This window comes from Variovorax sp. GW821-FHT06D12, assembly GCF_059419205.1.
Genome location: NZ_JBWKRI010000001.1, coordinates 834,865 through 855,462, shown reverse-complemented (window position 1 = coordinate 855,462; position 20,598 = coordinate 834,865). Strand labels below are relative to the sequence as shown.

The window sequence follows — 20,598 nt, the reverse complement described above, 5'->3', positions numbered from 1 at the left end:
GTCACCCCTTGCGCAGCCAGCTGCCGAGTGCGCCGAGCAGCCCGCCGCGCTGTGCATGCGCGGCCGTGCCGGCGGCCAGGTCGGCGAGGTCCGAAGGCACGCCGTGCGGCGTGCCGTGCGCCGAGGACGCGATCTGCCCGAGGTTCTCGAACAGGTAGCGGCGCGGCTCCACGCGGTGCCCGAGCGTCTGCGCCGCCTGCTGCACGGCGCGCAGCACCAGCAGCGAGTCGCCGCCGAGGTCGAAGAAGTTGTCGCTGGCGCGGATCTCGTCGACGTCGATGCCGATCACGTCGGCCCAGATCTGGGCCAGCTGGGCGTGCTCGGGGCTGAGCAGGCCCCGCTTCGCCTCGCGCGCGTCGCCGTTGAGGGGCTCGGCCGGCGCACTCTTATCCGCCTCGTCGGCCACCAGCTTGCGCAGATAGCGCGCGCTGGCCGAGCCTTCGGCGCTGGCGATCTCGGCGAGCGTGGCATTGGGGTGGTCGGCGACGCGGCCCAGCACCTCGAGGTAGCGCTCGCGCAGCTGGGCGCCGGTCTCGCGCAGGTAGACGTCGGCGTTGTAGAGCAGCGCGCCTTCCAGGCCGTGCGGCTTGTCCATCAGCCACACGCCGACGTCGTCGGTGGCGCCGTGCTGCATCACGTGCACCTGGCGGGTCTGCAGGCTGCCGACGGTGCGCGCGCGCTCGCGGGCGTCCTGGAACGAGAACATCGCCTGGTAGGGCCCCGAGGCCTTGATCTGTCCCGCATAGCCGGGCTCGGCCATCAGGCGCTCGAAGGGCACCTGCTGGTGGTTCATCATCGACAGCAGCTCCTGCTTCACGTAGCGCATGAAGTCGGGCAGCGGCAGCGCCATGTCGACCGCGAGCGAGACCGGCAGCACGTTGTTGAAGAAGCCCATGACGTCTTCCGTCTCGGCCTGCTGGCGCCCACGCACCGGGTTCGCGATGACGATGGCGTCGTTGCCGGTCGCCTGGGCCATGGTCAGCGCGTAGATGCCGAAGGTCAGCATGCTGAGCGTCACGTCCATGTCGCGCGCCACCTCGCGCAGCCGCTGCGTGCTCTGCAGATCGATGTGGATCCAGTGCGCGCCGCCCTGGCCGCTCTTGCCCGCGCGGCGCGGCATGTCGGTGCGGGGCGGGCGCACGGCCCTGGCGCTGGCGAGCCGGCCGCGCCAGAACGCGAGCTGCTCCTCGCAGGCAGGCTCGGTCAGCCAGGTCTCCAGCCACTCGGCGTAGTCGCCGTGGGTGGTGGCGAGCGCGGGCAGGTTGTGCGGGCGGCCGCGTTCGGCGGCGTCGTAGAACGCGCCCAGCTCGCGCTGCATCAGGTCGAAGGACCAGCCGTCCCAGATCAGGTGATGCGGCACGAACAGGAAGACGTGCTCGTTGTCGTCGAGCTGGAACAGGGTCGCGCGCATCATCGGCGCGCTGTGGATGTCGATCGGCCGGTCTGCCAGCTCCTGCATCTGCTCGACCAGCTCGGCCTCGCGCTGGTCAGCGGGCAGGCCGCGCAGGTCGACCAGCGGCAGGGCGAACTCCACCGACGCTGCGATCGACTGGATCGGCCGTCCTGTGTCCTCGTCGAAGCCGATGCTTGTGCGCAGCGACGGCTGGCGGCGGATCATTTCGCGCAGCGCGCCTTCGAAGCGCGCGGCGTCGAGCTTGCCGGTGAGCCGCTGGGCCGAGGGCGCGTTGTAGACCGAACGGCCCGTGTACAGCTGCTCCATGAAGCGGATGCGTTCCTGCGAAGGCGTGAGCGGCGCGCTGCGGCGATCGGGGTGGCAGGCAATCGGCGCCTGCAGGCCGACGCCCGCGCCCTGCAGCGCCTCGATGACCGCGGTCAGCTTCTCGGCCGTGGGCGCCTCGAACAGCGCGCGCAGCGGCAGCGTGACCTGGAACTCGCGGCTCAGCAGCGTGGTGAGCCGCGCGGCCAGCAGCGAGTGGCCGCCCATGGTGAAGAAGTTGTCGTGCATGTCCAGGCCCGGCAGGCTCAGCACCTTCTCCATGACCGCGAGCACCTTGCGCTCGTGCGCATTGCGCGGACCGGCGCCGCGCCGCACTTCGTCGCGCGCCACCGCCTGCGGCGGCGGCAGCGAGACGCGGTCGACCTTGCCGTTGGCCAGCGTGGGCAGGGCATCGAGCGTCACCACGTGCTGCGGCAGCATGAAGGCCGGCAGGTGCTTGCGCAGGTGCACCATCAGCGCATCGAGGTCGAAACCGCCCTCGGGCGCCAGCGCCAGGTAGGCCACCAGGCGCACGTCGCCGGGGTTGTCCTCGCGGGCCACGACCACGCTGCGCGAGACACCGGCCACTTCGCAGCAGCGCACCTCGATCTCGCCGGGCTCGATGCGGTAGCCGCGCACCTTGACCTGGAAGTCGAGCCGGCCGAGGTGGTCGAGCAGCCCGTCGTTGCGCCAGCGGCCGCGGTCGCCGGAGCGGTAGACCTTCTTCGTGGCGCCGAAGATGCGCACCGTGACGAAGCGCTCGGCGGTCAGCGCGGGGCGGTCGAGGTAGCCCAGCGAGACGCCTTCGCCCGCGATGCAGATTTCGCCAGGCACGCCGATCGGGCAGGGCTGCAGGTCGGCATCGAGGATCCAGATCTCGGTGTTGTCGACGGGCCTGCCGATCGAGATGCCGCGCGAGGCGATCTCTTCGGGACGCACATGCCAGGCCGTGGAATACACCGTCGTCTCGGTCGGGCCGTAGCCGTTCCACAGGCCTTCCATGCGCTCGCACAGCGCCAGCGCCATGCTCGGGCGCAGCGCCTCGCCGCCGGTCCAGCCGCGAAAGCCGGGCGTGCCGCCGGCCCACTGGGCATCGAGCAGCAGCTGCCACATGCCGGGCGTGGCCTGCAGCAGCGTGATCTGTTCGTCGTCGAGCGCCTGCGACAGGCGGTTGCCGTCCATGGCGACCTCGCGCTGCACCATCACGAGTTCGGCGCCCGCCGCCAGCGGCAGCAGCAGGTCGGGCACGGCCATGTCGAACGACAGCGTGGTGACGGCGGCGATGCGGTCGGACGGGCCGATGCCCGATTCGCGCTGCATCCATTGCAGCAGGTGTGCCACGCCCCGATGGTGCGCGATGACGCCCTTGGGCAGGCCGGTCGAGCCGGAGGTGTAGATCACGTAGGCGGCGTCTTCGGAGCCCGGGTCGTCGCTGCTCGGCGGCAGTGCTTCGCCCGAGAGCTGGCGCCAGGCGGTGTCGCGATCGATCTCGAAGACGCGCTGGTCGGCGTCGGCGCGCCAGTCGCGCGGCGCCACCGCGATGTCGGACGAGGTCAGCATCAGGCTGAGGGTGGCGTCGCTGGCGTAGTGGTCCAGCCGCGCCTGCGGAAATGAGGTGTCCATCGGCACGTAGGACGCCCCCGCCTTGAGGATGCCCAGCATGGCGACGACCATTTCCAGGCTGCGTTCCAGGCACAGCCCCACGCGCTGGCCGCGGCCCACGCCGCGCGCGCGCAACGCACGCGCCAGGCGGTTGGACAGCGCATCGAGTTCGCCGTAGCTGCAGCTGCGCGCGCCGTCGCGCACCGCCGGGCGGTGCGGCTGCTGCGGCACGCGCGCCACGAAGCCGGCGTGCGCCAGCGGCGCGCCGCGCAGCGGCACGCGCGCCGGCTGCAGCGCCAGCAGCGCACGCGCGGCGCCGGCGGACAGCACGTCGAGCCCGCCGATGGTGTCGTCGGGCTTGTGCGCGGCCGACTGCAGCACGCACTCGAACATGTCGAGCCAGCGCTGCACGCTCACGTCGTCGAACAGGTCGGTGTTGTATTGCGCCTCGACCTGCAGGCTGCCGGCGTGCGGGCGCAGGTTCACGAAGAGTTCGAAGTTCTCGTAGCGGCGGGCGATGGTGTCCTGCACCACGTCGAGCGTGGTGAAGGCCTGCGCGCTGCTCGCCACGTCGGGGTCGACGTTGAAGGTCACGCTCACCAGCGGCAGCCGGCTCGGGTCGCGCTCGAGCGACAGCTGGCCCAGCAGCGCGCCGTAGGTCAGTGCCTGGTGATCGAAGGCGTCGAGTACGGCGGTGCTGCATTCGTCCATCAGCGCGTCGAAGCGCATGGCCGGATGCGCGGCGATGCGCAGCGGCAGCAGGTTCACGCAATGGCCGACCAGGCCGGGCACGTCGTGCGCGAGCTGGCCCGAGGTCGGGATGCCGACGACGATGTCTTCCTGTCCCGTGAGGCGGTGCAGCGTCGCGACGAAGCCGCTGAGCAGGCCCGTGAACAGGCTGACGCCGGCCTTGGTGCTCGCGATGCGCACGGCGCCGACCACGCGCCGGTCGAGCAGGCGCTCGGCGCGGCGCGAATTGAAGGTGCGGGCGGCCGGGCGGGGGCGGTCCAGCGGCAGGTCGAGCACGGGCTGCGTGTTGCCGGCAAAGCGCTCCAGCCAGTAGTCGATGTGCGCCTGCATGTTGGGGCTCGCGGCCGCGACGGCTTCCTCGGCGGCGAAGTCCGCGAAGAGCGGCGCGGCCTTGAGCTTCAGCCCGATGCCGGTTTCCTCGGCATAGAGGTGGCCCAGCTGCTCGGTGATGACCGCCCACGACCAGCCGTCGCAGACCACGTGGTGCGCCGACATCACGAGCTCGTGCTCGTCATCGCCCAGGCGGTACAGCACCGCCCGGAACAGCGGCCCGTGCTCGAGCGAGAACGGCGTGCACACCGCCTCGTCATGGGCCGCGTGCAGCGCCTGCGCGAGGGCTTCGGGCGCGAGCCCGCCCAGGTCGTGGCGCACCAGCTGGTTCCCGGCCGGCGGGCTGACCAGCATGAAGGTGCCGTCCGGCGAGATGGTGGCGCGCAGCGCCTGGTGGCGTTCGAGCAGCCGGTCGGTGGCGCGCGCCAAGGCGTCGCCGTCCAGCGCGCCGCGCAGGCGCAGCACGACCGACTCGTTGTAGGCCATCGAGGCCTCGGGGCTCAGCGTGGCGCCGAGCCAGATTTCGCGCTGCGACTCGGTGGTCGCAATGATGCATTCGACGAGGCCACCGCTCGCGGTGGGCTTGAGTGCGGCGTTCATGCTGCGGCCTTTCCGTTGATGAGGAGGCGCTCGTGCAAGGCGGCGTCTTCGGGTACGTACCAGTACGGCTGGCCGTCGCTGTCGCGGGCCAGCACGCTGCCGTCCTCGACGGGCTTGCGCGCGTCGAAGCGGGTGGGGGCGGGAGCGCGGCGCGGAAGGAAGCCGGATTCCTGCATCTCGGCGACCGACTCCTTGAAGGCGCGCTGCAGGAAGGCGATGTCCTCGGCGCTGTGCGCGCTCGTGAGGAAGCACGGGAAGTTGTCCAGGATGTGCACGCCGCGGCTGCGCATCATGGCGAACAGCAGGTCCTGCAGCGGCTGGTCTTCGAGCCAGCTCACGCGCCACAGCGAGGCGAAATGGCGGATCTCGATCGGCGCGCCGACCTCCTGGCACCAGCCCGAGAGCTCCGTGGCCATGGCGGTCGTGCTCGCGGTGAGCCCGGCCTGCAGCGCGGGCCCGGCCTCCTTCAGGTGCGTGAGCGAGGCCTTGGCCGCGGCGAGCGCCAGCGGATGGCGCACGAAGGTGCCGGCGAAGTAGGTCACGCCCACGCCCGGGATCGAGTCGTCGCCGTACTGCCAGGCGCCGCCGTCGAGCGCGTCCATGAACTCGCGCTTGCCGGCGATCACGCCGACCGGAAAGCCGCCGCCGATCACCTTGCCGTAGGTGGCGAGGTCGGCGCGCACGCCGAACAGTTCCTGCGCGCCGCCCAGCGCGCTGCGAAAGCCGGTGATGACCTCGTCGAAGATGAGGCAGCAGCCGTTCTTCGCGGTGACGTCGCGCACGTCGTGCAGGAACTCGCGCGGCTGGAAGTCGGGGCGGCGGCTTTGCACCGGCTCGACCAGTACGGCCGCCAGGTCTGCGGCGTTGTCGCGGATGAAGGCCAGCGCCTCGGGCGTGCCGTAGTCGAGCACGCGGATGTCGCCGAACATGCCGCTCATCACGCCCGGTGCGGCCGACAGGCCCTTGCCGCCCTTGCCGGCGCGCACCAGCACTTCGTCGAAGGTGCCGTGATAGGAGCCGGTGAAGGCGACCACCGTGCTGCGGCCGGTGACGGTGCGCGCGATGCGCAGCGCCGCCATCACGGCCTCGGAGCCGGTGTTGCACAGGCCGGCGCGCTCGCTGCCCGTGAGTTCGCAGATGAGGCGCGTCACGTCGGCCGCGAGCGGATGCTGCGGCCCGATCTCGTAGCCCGCGTCGAGCTGGGCCCGCACGGCGTCCTGCACGAAGTCGGGTTGCCAGCCGAACAGGTTCAGCCCGAAGCCGTTGAGCGCGTCGACGTACTCGTTGCCGTCGAGGTCCCACAGCCTGGAACCCTTCGAACGTTCGATCACGATCTGGTAGGTGATCTCCTTGGTCAGCGGACGGAAACCGTTGACCACGCGCGGGTCCGCCATGTGCGCGCGGTTGTCCTCGGTGAAGCGCTTGCTCTTTGGCGTGCGTTCGACATAGCGCCGCACGAAGGTGGCGAGCCGTGCCTTCTGCCGCGCGCTGGGTTCGGCGGTGCGCTGGGTGTGGATGCGGGCAATGGCGCCGAAGGCCTTGTTGACGTCGTAGCGAAGCGGGGCTTCGGCGGGCGGCTGCGGCTGCGCGGCGGGTGCGGCCTCGGCCGACACGGGCATCGCTGCGACCGCCACCGGCGCGGCGGCGCCGGACAGGAGTGCAAGCTGCTGGCGCATCAGCTCCATCTGCTGCGCGATCACCTGGTTCAGCAGGCCGGTGGGCTGCGCAAGCCCTTGCGGCGGCGTTGGCATCGACACCTGCACAACGGATGTCGCAGGCATGGTGGGCGTGACGGGCACAGCCACCGGCTCGGCCTCGGGCGGCAGGCTCTGCAGCAGGTACGCGGCCAGTGCGTCGAAGCTGCGGTAGTTCTCCATCAGCTGGCGAAAGCTCAGCTCGACCTTGAAGCGCTTCTTGATCTGCGTGGCGGCCTGGGTCAGCGTGAGCGAGTCCATCCCGATCTCGCCGAACGGGGCCTGGCCCTCGGCCTGGGCCATGTCGATGCCCGAGATGTCTTCGAACAGGGCCCGCAATCGGCTGTCGACCGACGCCGCGCGCGACGCCTCGGGCGGCGGGGAAGAAGGCGGAGGAAGGTCAGGCGAGGGCGCTGCAGCGGTCACGATCGGCTCCAATGAAACAGGCAGGACGGGCGCAAGGGCGGGCGACACCGGCGCGGTGGGCGCGATGTCGACCCAGAGACGCTTGCGTTCGAACGGGTAGGTGGGCAGGCACACGCGCCGGGCGCCGGCGCGCGGTGCCAGCAGGGCGAGATCGACCTCGGCGCCGCAGGTCCACAGGCGCGCGGCGGCCAGGCGCAAGGTCCGGGTCTCGTCGGCCGGCTCGCCGTGCAGCAGCGACACCGCCACCGCGCCGGCCTTCGACGCCGGGGCCAGGCCTGGCAGGCGGTGCTGTCGCACCAGCGCGGCCAGCGTGTTGCGGGGGCCGACTTCCACGAACACCGGATGGGTGGCGTCGTCCGCCGCGCTCTGCAACGCGGGTGAGAAGCGCACGGTGCCGCGCAGGTGCTGCGCCCAGTAGGCCGGGCTCGTGGCCTGCGCGTCTTCGAGCAGGCGACCGGTGAACGTGGAGTAGAGGGGGATCTGCGGTGCGTGCAGCGTGACCTGGCTCACGAGCGCCTCGAAGGGCGCCACCGCGGCGTCCATCATGGCGGAGTGAAAGGCGTGCGAGGTCTGCAGCAGCCGGCAGGCGACGCCCTCGGCTTCGAGCGCGGCCTGGAGTTCGGCGATGGCCTCGCTGGGGCCGGCGGCCACGCAGGCGCCGGGTGCGTTCTCCGCGGCGAGTGAGACCTGGGGCGAGGACGCGAGCCGCGAGGCCAATGCGTCCGCGCCCAGGCGCACCGACAGCATCGTCCCCGCGGGCTGTGCCTGCATGAGCGCGCCGCGGCGGGCAATGAGCCGGGCCGCGTCTTCCAGTCGCATCACGCCGGCGATCACGGCCGCGACGAATTCGCCGACGCTGTGGCCGATCAGCGCGTGCGGGCGCAGGCCCAGCGACAGCAGCCGCCGCGCAAGCGCGTACTCGAGCGTGAAGAGCGCGGGCTGCGTGACGGCCGTCGGCGCGAGCGCCTGCGGGTCGTCTGCGAACATGCGTTCGCGCAGGTCGAAGTCCAGTGAGCCCTCGAAGGCACGCAGGCAGTTGTCGAACGCGGCCGCGAACACCGGGTCGCCCGCATGCAGCGCGCGGCCCATGCCCGGGTACTGCGCGCCCTGGCCCGGGAACATCAGCACGGGCTGCGGCGCGCGCTCGGCGATCCGGTCGCTCACGCGCCACGCCGTGTTCTCCGAGCGCAAGGCCTCGATGGCCTGCGCCGCATCGCCGGCCACCACGGCGCGGCGGAAGGCATGGGCCTTGCGGCCGACGCACAGGGTGAACGCCGCGTCGCCCAGACAGAGCCCGGGCTGTTCCTCCAGGTGCGTTGCCAGTTGCTGCGTCGCGACCGCCAGCGCGGCCTCCGAGCGGGCCGACAGCGCCAGCACATGGACGCCCGGCTGCGTGGTGCGTGCCTGCCGCGCCGGCGCTTCCTCGAGCACGACGTGCGCGTTGGTGCCCCCGACACCGAAGGAGCTGACGCCCGCGCGGCGCGGCAGCGCGGCCCGCGGCCACGGCTGCAGCTGGTTGCTGACGTGGAACGGCGTGCGCGCGAAGTCGATCGCCGGGTTCGGCGCCGTGAAGTGCGCGGTGGGCGGAATCAGTTCGTGGTGCAGCGACAGCGCCGTCTTGATGAGGCCGGCGGCGCCCGCGGCCGTGACCATGTGGCCCACGTTGCTCTTGAGCGAGCCCAGCGTGCAGTAGCCCCGCGCGTCGGTGTGCTCGGCGTACGCGACGGCCAGCGCCTCGACCTCGACCGGGTCGCCCATCGGCGTGGCGGTGCCGTGCGCTTCCACGTAGGAAATGCTGCGCGCGTCCACGTCCGCCGCGGCCAGCGCGGCGCGGATCACCGCCGCCTGGCCGTCCACGCTGGGCGCGGTGAAGCTGGCCTTGGCGCCGCCGTCGTTGTTGACGCAGGCGCTGCGCAGCACGGCATAGACGGTGTCGCCGTCGGCCTGCGCATCGGACAGCCGCTTGAGCAGCACCACGGCGGCGCCGTCGCTGAACACGGTGCCCTTGGCCTGCGCGTCGAAGCTGCGCGTGTGGCCGTCGGGCGAGAGCATCGAGCCCTCGTTGTAGAGGTAGCCGCTGCGCGGCGGGCAGGTGACCGAAGCGCCGCCCGCCAGCGCCATGTAGCACTGGCCCGTGCGCAGCGCATGGAAGGCCTGGGCCACCGCGACCAGCGAGGTCGAGCACGCGGTGTTGACGCTCACCGCCGGCCCGCGCAGGTTGAGCCGGTTGGCCACGCGGGTGGTGATGTAGTCCTTCTCGTTGGCCAGCATCACCTGGAACTCGCCGACGGCCTCCACGAGGTCGGGGCGCGAGGCGACGTGGCGCTGGAAGTAGGTCGCGTTGTACGTGCCCGCGTACACGCCCACCGGGCCCGGCGCTTCGTCGGGCACGTAGCCCGCGCGCTCCAGGCACTCCCAGCAGATCTCGAGGAACACGCGGTGCTGCGGGTCCATCAGCGCGGCTTCCTTCGGGCCGATACCGAAGAAGGCGGCATCGAAGCCCTCGATGCCGTCGATCACGCCGCGCGCCCGCACGTAGGCCGGGTCGCGGCGCAGCGACTCGCTGACGCCGGCGTCCAGGCTGGCGTCGTCGAAGAAGCTGATGGTGTCGCGCCCGGCGACGAGGTTGTCCCAGAACTGCTCCACATCGCCCGCGCCGGGGAAGCGACCGGCGGTGGCGATGAGAGCGATGGGCTCGGGGACGCTGGCGGCGTCCTCGCGCACGGGCACGGGTTGCGGCGCCTGCGGCGCCTCGCCAGCCGACTGCAACTGCGCCGCGATGGCGCCTGGCGTCGGGTGGCGGAAGAAGAGGTTGGTCGACAGCGGCGGTGCGCCCTCGCGCTGCAGGTCCGCCAGCACCTGCAGCACCAGCAGCGAGCTGCCGCCCAGGTCGAAGAAGTTGTCGTGGCGACCGGCCTTGTCGATGCCCAGGGCGCGCGCGAAGGCGTCGCACACCTGCTGCTCGAGCGCGTCGCGCGCGGCCTCGAAAGGCTGCGCGAGTTCGGGGCGCTCGGCGGCTGGCTCGGGCAGGGCGTTGCGGTCGAGCTTGCCGTTGGGCGTGACGGGGAGTTGCGCGAGCCACACCTGCGCCGACGGAAGCATCACCGCGGGCAGGCGGGCCGCCAGGTGCGCGCGCAGCGTGTCCCACGCCAGCTTCTGCGTGCGGGCGACCAGGTAGGCGACCAGGCGCAGCTGGCCGTCGCGACCGGGCCGCGCGACCACCGCGCAGGACTGCACCGCGGGGTGCGCGAGGATCGCCGCCTCGACCTCGCCGGTCTCGATGCGGTGGCCGTGGATCTTGACCTGGCCGTCGATGCGGCCGATGAATTCGAGGGTGCCGTCGGGCAGCCAGCGGGCGAGGTCGCCGGTGCGGTAGAGCCGGTCGCCGGACGCGCTAAAGGGGTCGGGCACGAAGCGCGCGGCCGTGAGTTCGGGCTGGCCCAAATAGCCGCGCGCCAGGCCGTGTCCGCCGATGCACAGCTCGCCCACGAGTCCGCTGGGCAGCAGCTCGAGCGTCGGGCTCAGCACGCGCAGCACGGTGTCCTTGATCGGGCGCCCGAGCGGCACCGAGCGCGGGCCCGCTGCGATCGCGGCGCGTTCGATGCGGTGGGTGGTCGCGAAGGTCGTGCACTCGGTCGGCCCGTAGCCGTTGCTGAGCGTGAGCCCGGGGAGCGCGTCGAGCGCGCGCCGCACATGGGGTACCGACAGCGCCTCGCCGCCGGTGAACAGGTGTGCCAGGCCCGCGAGGTGCTGCGGATCGCCGTCGACCACGGCGTTGAAGAGCGAGGCCGTGAGCCAGGCGGTGTGGACCTCGTGGCGGGCGATGGTGCGTGCGAGGCCGGCGCCGGTGGGTACCCGTTCGTCGTGGATCACGCAGCGCCCGCCGTTGAGCAACGGCCCCCAGACCTCGAGCGTCGAGGCGTCGAAGGCGAGCGGCGCCGCATGCAGCATCGCGCGCCCGGGTGCGAGCTCGATGTAGTCGACATCGACGACCAGCCGCAGGATGGCGCGATGGCCGATCTCGATGCCCTTGGGTACGCCGGTCGAGCCCGAGGTGTACATGAGGTACGCCAGCGATTCGCCGTCGAAGGCCGGCGGCGTCCACGGCGCGGGGTCCGCGCCGTCTTCAGGCGCGTCGATCCGCACGGCGGTGCAGTGGGCCGGCACGAGAGAGGCCAGTGCCTCGGTCGTCACGACCCGGGTCACGCCGGCCTGGTCGAACATGGAAGCGACCCGTTCGGGCGGAAAGTCGGTCGGTACCGGTACGTAGGCCGCGCCCGCCTTGAGGATGCCGAGCATGGCGACGACGGCGGCCATCGACCGCTCGAACACCATCCCGACGGGGTCGCCTGCCCGCACGCCCGACTGTTGCAGGCGCTGTGCGAGCCGGTCGCTGCGCGCGTCGAGCTCGGCGTAGGTCATCGTTTCGTCGCCTTCCACAAGCGCCACGGCGTCGGGCGTGGCCGCGGCCCGGCGGCCGAACACGGCGGGCACGGTGAGCGACAGGTCGGGCGCGGCGGGCGGCGTGGCCCAGGCTGCGAGCTGGTCGCGGCGGTCGGTGTCGGGCAGGGCGCGGATGTTGTGGAGCGCCGCACCGGGATGCACCAGCAGATCGGCGGCGGTGTCGGCGATGGCTGCGAGCAGGCGGCTGGCGCAGGGCGCGTCCATCAGGCTCGCGTCGACGTCCAGGTGCAGGCTGGCGGGGAGTTCTGTCCGGGCTTCGAGCCGCAGGGGCGGCAGGGCGTCGGCGGTGTGCGGCGTGGTCCGTCGGTCGAGGTCGAGCTGGGTCAGCCACGCGCTCGCGGTGCCGGGCAGCGACGTCGGCATGCCGTGAGACCCCGGCAGGGCCGCGCCCAGCCAGCGCGATTGCAGCAGCAGCCAGGCACCCACGAAGAGCGTGTCCGGCAGGTACCCCGTGGTGCCCAGCGAGGCGAGCCAGCGCTGCGCGAACCCGGCTTCGAGGACCAGCGAGACGCCGAGCCGTTCGCCTGCCGCCGTGCGCGCGGGCGGCGACACGAACAGATCGCCCAGCGCGGCCAGCGAGGCCACGGCGGCCTCCGGCGACGAAGCAATGTGGGTTTCCATGCAATTACCCGGCTGCAGACTGTGAATGGAAAATTCAATTGAAGGAATCGAATTGATTTCAATTGGATTTGGTTCTTGGTTTGTCGCGATCCTATGAACTTGGTGAGCCTTCTGTTTGGCTCTTTTCTCCATGTTTACATTTGGATATAAATATTTCCGAATCGAACTACCTAAGCCATGACATTTGAGGTACCAAGGCCATTTGTGGTGGGCGTTTTGTCACCCCTGTAGGAAGCCATGATGGAACGTCGATTCAAAAAAATGGCCATTCTTCTTCGCCATGTCTGCAGACCTGAGGGTCTGAATTTCGGTATCACTTAGATGAAGGTTTCTAAAATCAGACAAGTTTTGACGGTTGACAAGAAACTTTTCGCGAATTGAGACAGTTGGAAGGAATCGGCATTCGAGCGTTGAGCACTCAAAATGGGGTAGATATTTTTCTTCTGTGGAATGGTTTTTTCGTCTCTTGGTTAATTCGAGGGTGAATTTGGAAATCCTCAAAAGGCCTAAAAGATCTAATGAAAAATGTTACTTATCATCTGATTTTTGGTGCCGGAGATGCAATTTTTTCGTGATTCTTGGCGATCATTGAAATTCAAATGATGTCCATTGTTTTAATGAAATAGAGAGCAATGGGGATCGAGGTACTTTCCCCTCTGTCAGCGCACGGAGCGCGGGGATGCATTGCGACAATCGCCGGCGAATTTCGGAAAGGCGGTCGCGCCATGGGTACCGGCATTGATCCCGGTTGATTTCCGTCGCGCCGGCGGGAAGGCCTGAGCCGGGTCGGGGCATCGACGCAGCGGGCCCGTCATTTCGTCCGCAATTCACCGTCGGACCGCGGCGCGAATGCTTTGCGGGCACGGGTTTTTTCAGGCCGGACGGACGGCGTTTTTTTCGACGCGACCAGCGGGTCGTGGGGGCCGCGCCGGGCACGCGGTCCCAGGCAGGCGCTTTGTCACGCTCGCATGCACGCCGGGCAGGGCGCATGGCTCCCTCACCAAAGGGCGCTTCGCTCATGTGCGAAGGCACGGCGATGCCTAGACTGGCCCTGCCATGCATCGTCCACTGTGATCCTCCCTGTGTGGTGTGGGAGGGGCGAGGACACAGCAGCGTGCGTGGCCCTGTTGCTGGAACGCCTGGGCGAAGGCCTGTTGTCGGTGCGCACCGACGACGCCTTCCGCCACGGGCCGCTTGCAGGCGCGTGAGAACGCGCTAGAACGACGAGATGGAACGAAGGAGTGCAGCCATGGCCACCCAACCCGATCTTCCGTCTCCGATCACGCCCGACCTGCCGGTCGAGCCCGACGAAGGGCCGGAGCACGCGCCCGACGAGCCCACCGACCCCGAGCCGCCACCGAGCGCGAGGTAGGCAGAACGCCCGTCGCGCCGCGCTAAGCTCGCGCGATGGATGAAATTGATTGCGCCGTCATCGGTGCCGGCGTGGTGGGTCTGGCCGTGGCGCGCGCATTGGCGCTCGCGGGCCGGGAGGTGCTGGTGCTGGAGTCCGAAGGGGCCATCGGCACGGGAACGAGTTCGCGCAACAGCGAGGTGATCCACGCGGGCATCTATTACCCGCAGGGCTCGCTGAAGGCGACGCTGTGCGTGGAAGGACGCGACGCGCTCTACAGCTACGCGCAGGCACGCGGCGTGCCGCACAGCCGCTGCGGCAAGCTCATCGTGGCGACCTCGGCCGAACAGGTGGGGCCGCTCGACGCGATCCGCGCCAAGGCCGCGGCCAACGGCGTGGACGACCTGGTGCTGCTCACCGCACAGCAAGCCAACGCGATGGAGCCGCAGCTGCATTGCGTGGCGGCGCTGCATTCGCCGAGCACGGGCATCGTCGACAGCCACGCGCTGATGCTGGGCCTGCTCGGCGATCTCGAGAACGCAGGCGGCATGCTGGCGCTCAAGTCGCCCATCGAACGCGCCGAATGCGTGGATGGGGCCGTCGTGCTGATCGCCGCCGATGGCACGGCGCTGCGTTGCCGCACCGTGGTCAATGCCGCGGGGCTGGGCGCACCGGCGTTGGCGCGTCGGTTCGAAGGCATGCCGGCGTCGATGGTGCCGCGCGAGTACTTCGCCAAGGGCAGCTACTTCACGCTCGCGGGCCGCGCGCCGTTCGGCCGGCTCATCTATCCCGTGCCGGAGCCGGGCGGGCTCGGCGTGCACCTGACGCTCGACCTCGGCGGACAGGCCAAGTTCGGGCCCGACGTGCAGTGGGTCGAGGCGGCCGACGATCTCGTGGTCGATCCCGCGCGCGGCGAGCGTTTCTACGACGAGGTGCGCAGGTACTGGCCGGCGTTGCCCGACGGCGCGTTGATCCCGGGCTATGCCGGCATGCGTCCGAAGATCTCGGGGCCGGAGGAGCCCGCGGCCGATTTCGTGATCGCGGGGCCCGCGTCGCATGGGGTGCCGGGGCTGGTCCATCTCTTCGGCATCGAGTCGCCCGGACTCACCAGTTGCCTGGCCATCGGACGGCACGTTGCGGACCTGCTCGCCGAGGCCTGATGCATGCACTCGGGCACAACTGAGCACATCTGTCGCGCATGAGGGGCTTTCGAGCCTGTAACATGACAGCACGCCATATGCTGGCGTGAAGCCGCCGGCGCGGTGCCGGTGTCATCACGGAGGAAAGATTCCAATGAGTGCATCCAACAATCTTGAAGCAGCAGCCGAAGACATCGCAAGCGACGTGCGCGGCGTGCTGGCCAGCAAGGACCTGGATTCGGTTCCCCACATCAAGGCGCTGCGCCAACGCATCGACACCAAGCTCGCCATCGCGCGCGAGCTGGCTTCCGAAAAGAGCAAGCTGGCCGCCAAGAAGGCGCGCCAGGCGGCCACCGCCACCAACACCTACGCCCACGACGAACCTTGGCAGGTTGCCGGTGCCGCACTGGCCGTCGGCGTGCTGGTGGGTCTGTTGCTTGGCCGCCGCTGAGCGTCACTGCACCGGCCTGAGCGCACACCGCCGTCCCTTCGTTCGCCGTCGCCACGCTGTGGCCGGTGAGGGCGGAGGCGGCGCATGAGACTGCTGTCCCTGTTCGGGCTCGATGCCCGCATCCGCCGGTTGCGCATCGCCGCCGCCGAAGGTGCGCTGGCGGCCGAGGACCGGGTGCAGTTGCTGCGCATGGCCTGGGAGGACGAGAAGCAGCGCCTGAAGCTGACCCTCGTCCTGGTCGTCGCCGTGCTGGGGCTGACCACCGTCGCGGTGGCGCTGCTCTCGATGGCGGTGGTCGTGCATTACTGGGACACGCCGTACCGCGTCACCGCCGCCTGGGTGGTGGCCGGTGTCTGGGCGGTGCTGTGGCTGGCGGCCGTCATCGGCCTGATGCGCAGCCTGAGCAATGCCTCCAACAGCTTCGTTCCGACCTTTCAGGAGTTCGAGCGCGACTGGGCCTGGGTCCAGGACCGCTTCAACCTCGGCAAGGACCCGGAGCTGGACGACGAAGCGCCGCGCCCGCCGCGCCCCGCCACGCGCGAGGAGCTGCTGGCCCGCATGGACCGCCAGCGTGAACGCATCGCCACCTTGCAGGGCGGTCGCGAGACGCAGCCGGCCTCGGGCGAGCCCGTCAATGAATCGGCCGCGGCAACCGCGTTGCGCATTGCGCGCGAACACCCGGTGGCCGCCGGGGTGGTCGCTGCCGCTGCTGTGGCGGTGATCCGCCCGAAGCGGCTGCTGCGCTGGGCCACGGTCATTGCGCCGGTGCTCTGGCGCATGCGCTGAGCCACCGGCAGCAAAAAAGAAGAACCGGCTCAGGCCTTGCGGCGATCCTGCTGCAGCGCCTGGGCCGTTTCGCGGACCAGCCCGGGGCCGCGATAAATCAGGCCGGTGTAGATCTGCACCACGTCCGCGCCTGCGGCGATCTTGGCCTTGGCATCGGCCGCACTCAGGATGCCGCCCACCCCGATGATCGGAAAGTCCTTGCCCAGTGCCGCGCGCAGTTGCGCGATCACGCGGTTGCTGGCTTCGCGCACCGGTGCGCCCGAGAGGCCACCGGCTTCCTGGGCATGGGGCAGGCCGGCCACTGCGTCGCGTGCGAGCGTGGTGTTGGTGGCGATCACGCCGTCCATGCCGTGGCGCTGCAGCGTGGCGGCGATCACCGCGACCTGCGCGTCGTCGAGGTCGGGTGCAATCTTCACGAACAGCGGCGCGCGCTTGCCGTGGCGCGTGGCCAGCGCTTCGCGCCGCTCGGCCACGGCGCCCAGCAGCGCATCGAGCGCTTCGTCGCTCTGCAGCGAGCGCAGGTTGGCCGTGTTGGGGCTGGAGATGTTGATCGTCACGTAGTCCGCGTGCGGGTAGACGCCGTCCAGGCAGGCCAGGTAGTCGTCCACCGCGCGCTCGATCGGCGTGGCTGCGTTCTTGCCGATGTTCAGGCCCAGCAGCATGGGCGACTTGCTGCCACCGGCCTGCTTGCGGAAACGGGCCTTCTGCACGTTGGCCAGGAAGGCGTCGAGCCCTTCGTTGTTGAAGCCCAGGCGGTTGATCAGTGCGTCGCGCTGCGGCAGGCGGAACATGCGCGGCTTCGGGTTGCCGGGCTGGCCCTTGGGCGTGACCGTGCCGACTTCGACGAAACCGAAGCCCATGGCCGCGAAGGCGTCGATGCAGCGTGCGTTCTTGTCCAGCCCGGCGGCCAGGCCGACGCGGTTGGGGAAATTCAGGCCCGCCAGCTGGATCGGGTCTTCGACGCGCGTCGCCGCGTAGGCGCAGGCCAATGGCGTGTTCTGGGTGCGGGCCAGCCCGTCGAGGGTGATTTCATGGGCGTGCTCGGGGTCGAAACCGAACAGAAAAGGGCGGGCCAGGCCATAGAGCGAAGAGGGCAGCAGCAAGGGCATCAGATAATTCTCGACTTCAATGAGCCAAGGATTCTCCGCGATGACCGCACCCGCCTCCCCAACCCCTCTTTCCCAGGATGAACTCAAGGCCCAGGTCGGCCTTGCCGCGCTGGCCTACGTGGTCAAGGGCGAGATCGTCGGCGTGGGCACCGGCTCCACGGTCAACAAGTTCATCGACGCGCTGGCCACGATCAAGGACGAGATCAAGGGCGCCGTCTCCAGTTCGGTCGCGTCCACCGAGCGCCTGCGCGCACTGGGCATTCCGGTGTTCGACAGCAACGAGGTGGAAGAACTGGCCGTCTACATCGACGGCGCCGACGAGATCGACCACCGGGGCTTCATGGTGAAGGGTGGCGGCGCGGCGCTCACGCGCGAGAAGATCGTCGCGGCGCAGTCCAAGCGCTTCGTCTGCATCGCCGACGCCTCCAAGCTGGTCGAGACGCTCGGCGCCTTTCCGCTGCCGGTGGAGGTGATCCCGATGGCCGTGCGCCGCGTGATGCGCCAGTTCGCCGGCCTGGGCGGCATCGCCCAGGTGCGCGAGAAAGACGGCCTGCCGCTGGTGACCGACAACGGCCAGCACATCGTCGACGTGACCGGCCTGCGGATCACCGACCCGCGCGCCTTTGAATCCGAAGTGAGCCAGTGGCCCGGCGTAGTGACGGTGGGGGTCTTCGCCCACCAGAAGGCCGACGTGTGCCTGCTGGGCACGGCGTCGGGCGTGAAGACGTTGCAGTTCGCCGGCTGAACGGCGGCGACGCGGGGCGGGGGCGAGGCCCCGTCCGCCTCTAGAACTTGATGCCGGCCGGGTTGTTCGGGCCCGGTGCGTTCGAGGGCGGTGCCGGCGCGGGGTTCGGCGGCTGCAGGGGCGTGTCGGTCGCACGGGGCGCTGCCGCTGCCGGTGCCTGCTGCGCGACGAGCGGGCGCGCGGCGGGCGGGCGGTAGCCTGCGGGCAGGCTGTTGCTCTTGGGATAGCCGGCCGCGTCGAGGTAGCGCGACCATTCCACGTCCGAGAAGCCTTTGAGCTGCTGCGACCCGACGGTCAGCAGCGGCAGCGCGTTCTGTCCGCTCAGGCGCTGCAGGGCGTCGACGTCCTCGTTGCTCTTGATGGTGCGTTCTTCGAAGGGAATGCCGCGCGTGGTGAGCAGCGTGCGCGCCTCGTTGCAGGGGCTGCAGCCCTCGCCGCTGTACAGCGTGACGGGGTAGCGCTGTGCCACTTGGCGAAGTTCGTAGGGAAGCCCGCTGTTCGTCGGCGCGTTGACGCCGGCCGGCTGGGGCCCGCCCGTCGGCGCGTTGGTGACGACGGGGGGCTGGTCCGAGAACGTGACCTTGCCGTTCTTGTCGACCTGGCGGTAGACCGCCTGTGCCAGCACGCTGGCGGTCGACAGCACGAGGACCAGGCCGATCAGGCCGCGCATCGGGAGTTTGTAAAAAGTCGGATACATATCTCCCGAGTATCGCAAGCTTCAGCGCCGTATCAAGCGGGCTGGGCCTGAGCCATGCCCTGATGTCGCAGCAGCGCATCAAGCTGCGGCTCGCGGCCCCGGAAGGCCTTGAACGAATCCATGGCGCTGCGGCTGCCGCCGGCCTCCAGGATGGCCTGGCGGTATCGGCGGCCGGTCTCGATGTTGGGTTCGCCGTCAGCGCCCACGGTTTCCTCGAAGGCCGCGTAGGCGTCGGCGCTCAGCACCTCGGCCCACTTGTAGCTGTAGTAGCCGGCCGCGTAGCCGCCCGAGAAGATGTGGCTGAAGGTGTTCGGCGTGCGGCTGAAGGGCGGCGAGGGCATCACGGCCACTTCGGCGCGCACCTGGCCGAGCAGCGCCATCACGGCGCCCGGCTGGGCGGCGGCGGCCTGGTGCTCGGTGTGCAGCAGCATGTCGAACAGCGAGAACTCGATCTGGCGCAGCGTCTGCAGCCCGCTCTGGAAGTTCTTGGCGGCGGTCATCTTGTCGAACAGCGCGCGCGGCAGCGGCTCGCCGGTGTCGACGTGGGCCGTCATGTGGGCGAGCACGTCCCACTCCCAGCAGAAGTTCTCCATGAACTGGCTCGGCAGCTCGACCGCGTCCCACTCGACGCCGCTGATGCCCGACACGTCGCGCTCGTTCACCTGCGTGAGCATGTGGTGCAGGCCGTGGCCGAACTCGTGGAAGAGGGTGGTCACGTCGTCGTGCGTGAGCAGCGGCGGTTTGCCGTCGACACCGCTGGCGAAGTTGCACACCAGCTGCGCGACCGGCGTCTGCAGCACGCCGTCGTCGGGGCGCAGCCAGCGGGCGCGCACGTCGTCCATCCAGGCACCGCCGCGCTTGGCGGCGCGGGCGGAGGGGTCGAGGTAGAACTGGCCGACCTTCTGGCCGGCGCGCTCGATGCGGTAGAACTCGACGCTCGGGTGCCAGGTGGGCGCGCTGTCGCGGCGAATCGACACCTCGAACAGCGTCTCGACGATCTTGAACAGGCCCGCCATCACCTTCGGCGCCGGGAAGTACTGCTTCACCTCCTGCTCGCTGAAGGCGTAGCGCGCTTCCTTGAGCTTTTCGCCGACGTAGGTCCAGTCCCAGGCCTGCGGATCGACGAGGTTCAGCTGTTCGGCCGCGAAGGCGCGCAGGTCGGCCAGGTCGCGCTCGCCGTAGGGCTTGGCCTTGGCGGCGAGGTCGCGCAGGAACTTGACGACCTGCTCGGGCGATTCGGCCATCTTGGGCACGACCGAGAGTTCGCCGAAATTCTTGTAGCCCAGCAGCTTCGATTCTTCCTCGCGCAGCGCGAGGATCTCGGTGATGAGCGCGGTGTTGTCGAACTTCGGATCGCCGAGTTCGCTGGCGCGCGTGACGTAGGCGCGGTACAGGGTTTCGCGCAGCGCGCTGCTCTTGGCGAACTGCATCACCGGCAGGTAGCACGGCATCTTGAGCGTGAGCTTGTAGCCTTTCTTGCCTTCGGCCTCGGCGGCCGCGCGCGCGGCGCTCACCACGTCTTCGGGCACACCGTCGAGTTCACCGAGCTGCGCGTAGTGCGCGAAGGCGTCGGTGGCGTCGAGGGCGTTTTCGCTGAACTTCTGGCTCAGTTCGGCCTGGCGTTCCTGGATGTCGGCAAAGCGCTGCTTGGCCTCGCCCTGCAGCTCGGCGCCGCCGAGCACGAAGTTGCGCACGGCGTTCTTGTGCGCCTGGCGCTGTTCGGGGTTGAGCGTGGCCGGGTCGATGGCCTTGTACTTGGCGTACAGGCGTTCGTCGGAACCCAGGCGGGTCCAGAAGGCGGTGACGCGCGGCATGGCCTCGTTGTAGGCGGCGCGCAGCTCGGGCGTGTCGGCCACGGCGTTGAGGTGGCCGACAGCGCCCCAGGCGCGGCTGAAGCGTTCGGAGGCCACGTCGAGCACCTTGGAGATCGCGATCCAGTCGGCCGGGAATTCGGGCGCCGTCACCGTCTGCAGCGCGGCCTCGGCATCGGCCAGCAGCGCGTCGACCGCGGGCGACACGTGTTCGGGCTTGATGCGGTCGAACAGGGGGAGGTCGGTGAAGTCGAGGAGCGGATTGGTCATGTGAAAGATCCTGGGCGAGCGTAGCGAAGCCATTT

General features: G+C 69.9%; 10 protein-coding genes. 5 read left to right on the top strand and 5 right to left on the bottom strand.

Features of this window, described 5'->3' with window-relative positions:
* Position 1: 1 nt before the first annotated feature.
* Together AC07SQ_RS03965 and AC07SQ_RS03960 are read right to left on the bottom strand one after the other, a co-directional pair.
* A complete protein-coding gene (locus tag AC07SQ_RS03965; RefSeq protein ID WP_495270682.1) occupies positions 2–4,999 on the bottom strand; it encodes an amino acid adenylation domain-containing protein in 4,998 nt (1,665 codons plus the stop codon).
* Positions 4,996–12,204 carry an amino acid adenylation domain-containing protein gene (locus AC07SQ_RS03960; RefSeq protein WP_495270683.1) on the bottom strand — a complete coding sequence of 2,403 codons (7,209 nt, stop codon included), beginning with the start codon at positions 12,202–12,204 and terminating at the stop codon, positions 4,996–4,998. The genes AC07SQ_RS03965 and AC07SQ_RS03960 overlap by 4 nt, the downstream gene beginning before the upstream one ends.
* A gap of 1,249 nt (positions 12,205–13,453) precedes the next feature.
* Between AC07SQ_RS03960 and AC07SQ_RS03955 the strand changes: the two genes are divergently transcribed.
* The 4 genes from AC07SQ_RS03955 (at position 13,454) to AC07SQ_RS03940 (ending at position 15,931) form a co-directional block, all read left to right on the top strand.
* Positions 13,454–13,576 (top strand): hypothetical protein, encoded by a 123-nt coding sequence (locus tag AC07SQ_RS03955; protein ID WP_062479916.1) that lies wholly within the window; start codon positions 13,454–13,456, stop codon positions 13,574–13,576.
* 35 nt (positions 13,577–13,611) lie between these two features.
* On the top strand, positions 13,612–14,715 hold the full coding sequence (locus AC07SQ_RS03950) for an NAD(P)/FAD-dependent oxidoreductase (RefSeq protein ID WP_495270684.1): 1,104 nt from the start codon (positions 13,612–13,614) through the stop codon (positions 14,713–14,715).
* Between the two features lie 133 nt (positions 14,716–14,848).
* Positions 14,849–15,145, top strand: coding sequence for a glycine zipper domain-containing protein (locus AC07SQ_RS03945; RefSeq protein WP_056580064.1), 297 nt, complete (start codon positions 14,849–14,851; stop codon positions 15,143–15,145).
* An 84-nt stretch (positions 15,146–15,229) separates the two neighbouring features.
* Positions 15,230–15,931: a phage holin family protein gene (locus tag AC07SQ_RS03940; protein ID WP_062479920.1), complete on the top strand. Its 702-nt coding sequence runs from the start codon at positions 15,230–15,232 to the stop codon at positions 15,929–15,931.
* Positions 15,932–15,960: 29 nt separating this feature from the next.
* Here AC07SQ_RS03940 and AC07SQ_RS03935 read toward each other — a convergent pair whose 3' ends face one another.
* Entirely contained in the window at positions 15,961–17,040 is a 1,080-nt protein-coding gene (locus AC07SQ_RS03935; RefSeq protein ID WP_492684050.1) for a quinone-dependent dihydroorotate dehydrogenase, read from the bottom strand.
* Positions 17,041–17,080: 40 nt separating this feature from the next.
* On the opposite strand from AC07SQ_RS03935, the gene rpiA reads away from it, so the two are divergent.
* Positions 17,081–17,785, top strand: coding sequence for a ribose-5-phosphate isomerase RpiA (gene rpiA / locus AC07SQ_RS03930; RefSeq protein WP_095745673.1), 705 nt, complete (start codon positions 17,081–17,083; stop codon positions 17,783–17,785).
* 40 nt (positions 17,786–17,825) lie between these two features.
* On the opposite strand, the gene AC07SQ_RS03925 is transcribed toward rpiA, so the two are convergent.
* Both AC07SQ_RS03925 and AC07SQ_RS03920 read right to left on the bottom strand, forming a co-directional pair.
* A complete protein-coding gene (locus tag AC07SQ_RS03925; protein ID WP_492727377.1) occupies positions 17,826–18,455 on the bottom strand; it encodes a glutaredoxin family protein in 630 nt (209 codons plus the stop codon).
* 59 nt (positions 18,456–18,514) lie between these two features.
* The gene (locus AC07SQ_RS03920; RefSeq protein WP_495270685.1) at positions 18,515–20,563 is read right to left on the bottom strand and encodes a M3 family metallopeptidase; all 2,049 of its coding nucleotides are present in this window, start codon (positions 20,561–20,563) and stop codon (positions 18,515–18,517) included.
* Positions 20,564–20,598 lie beyond the last annotated feature (35 nt).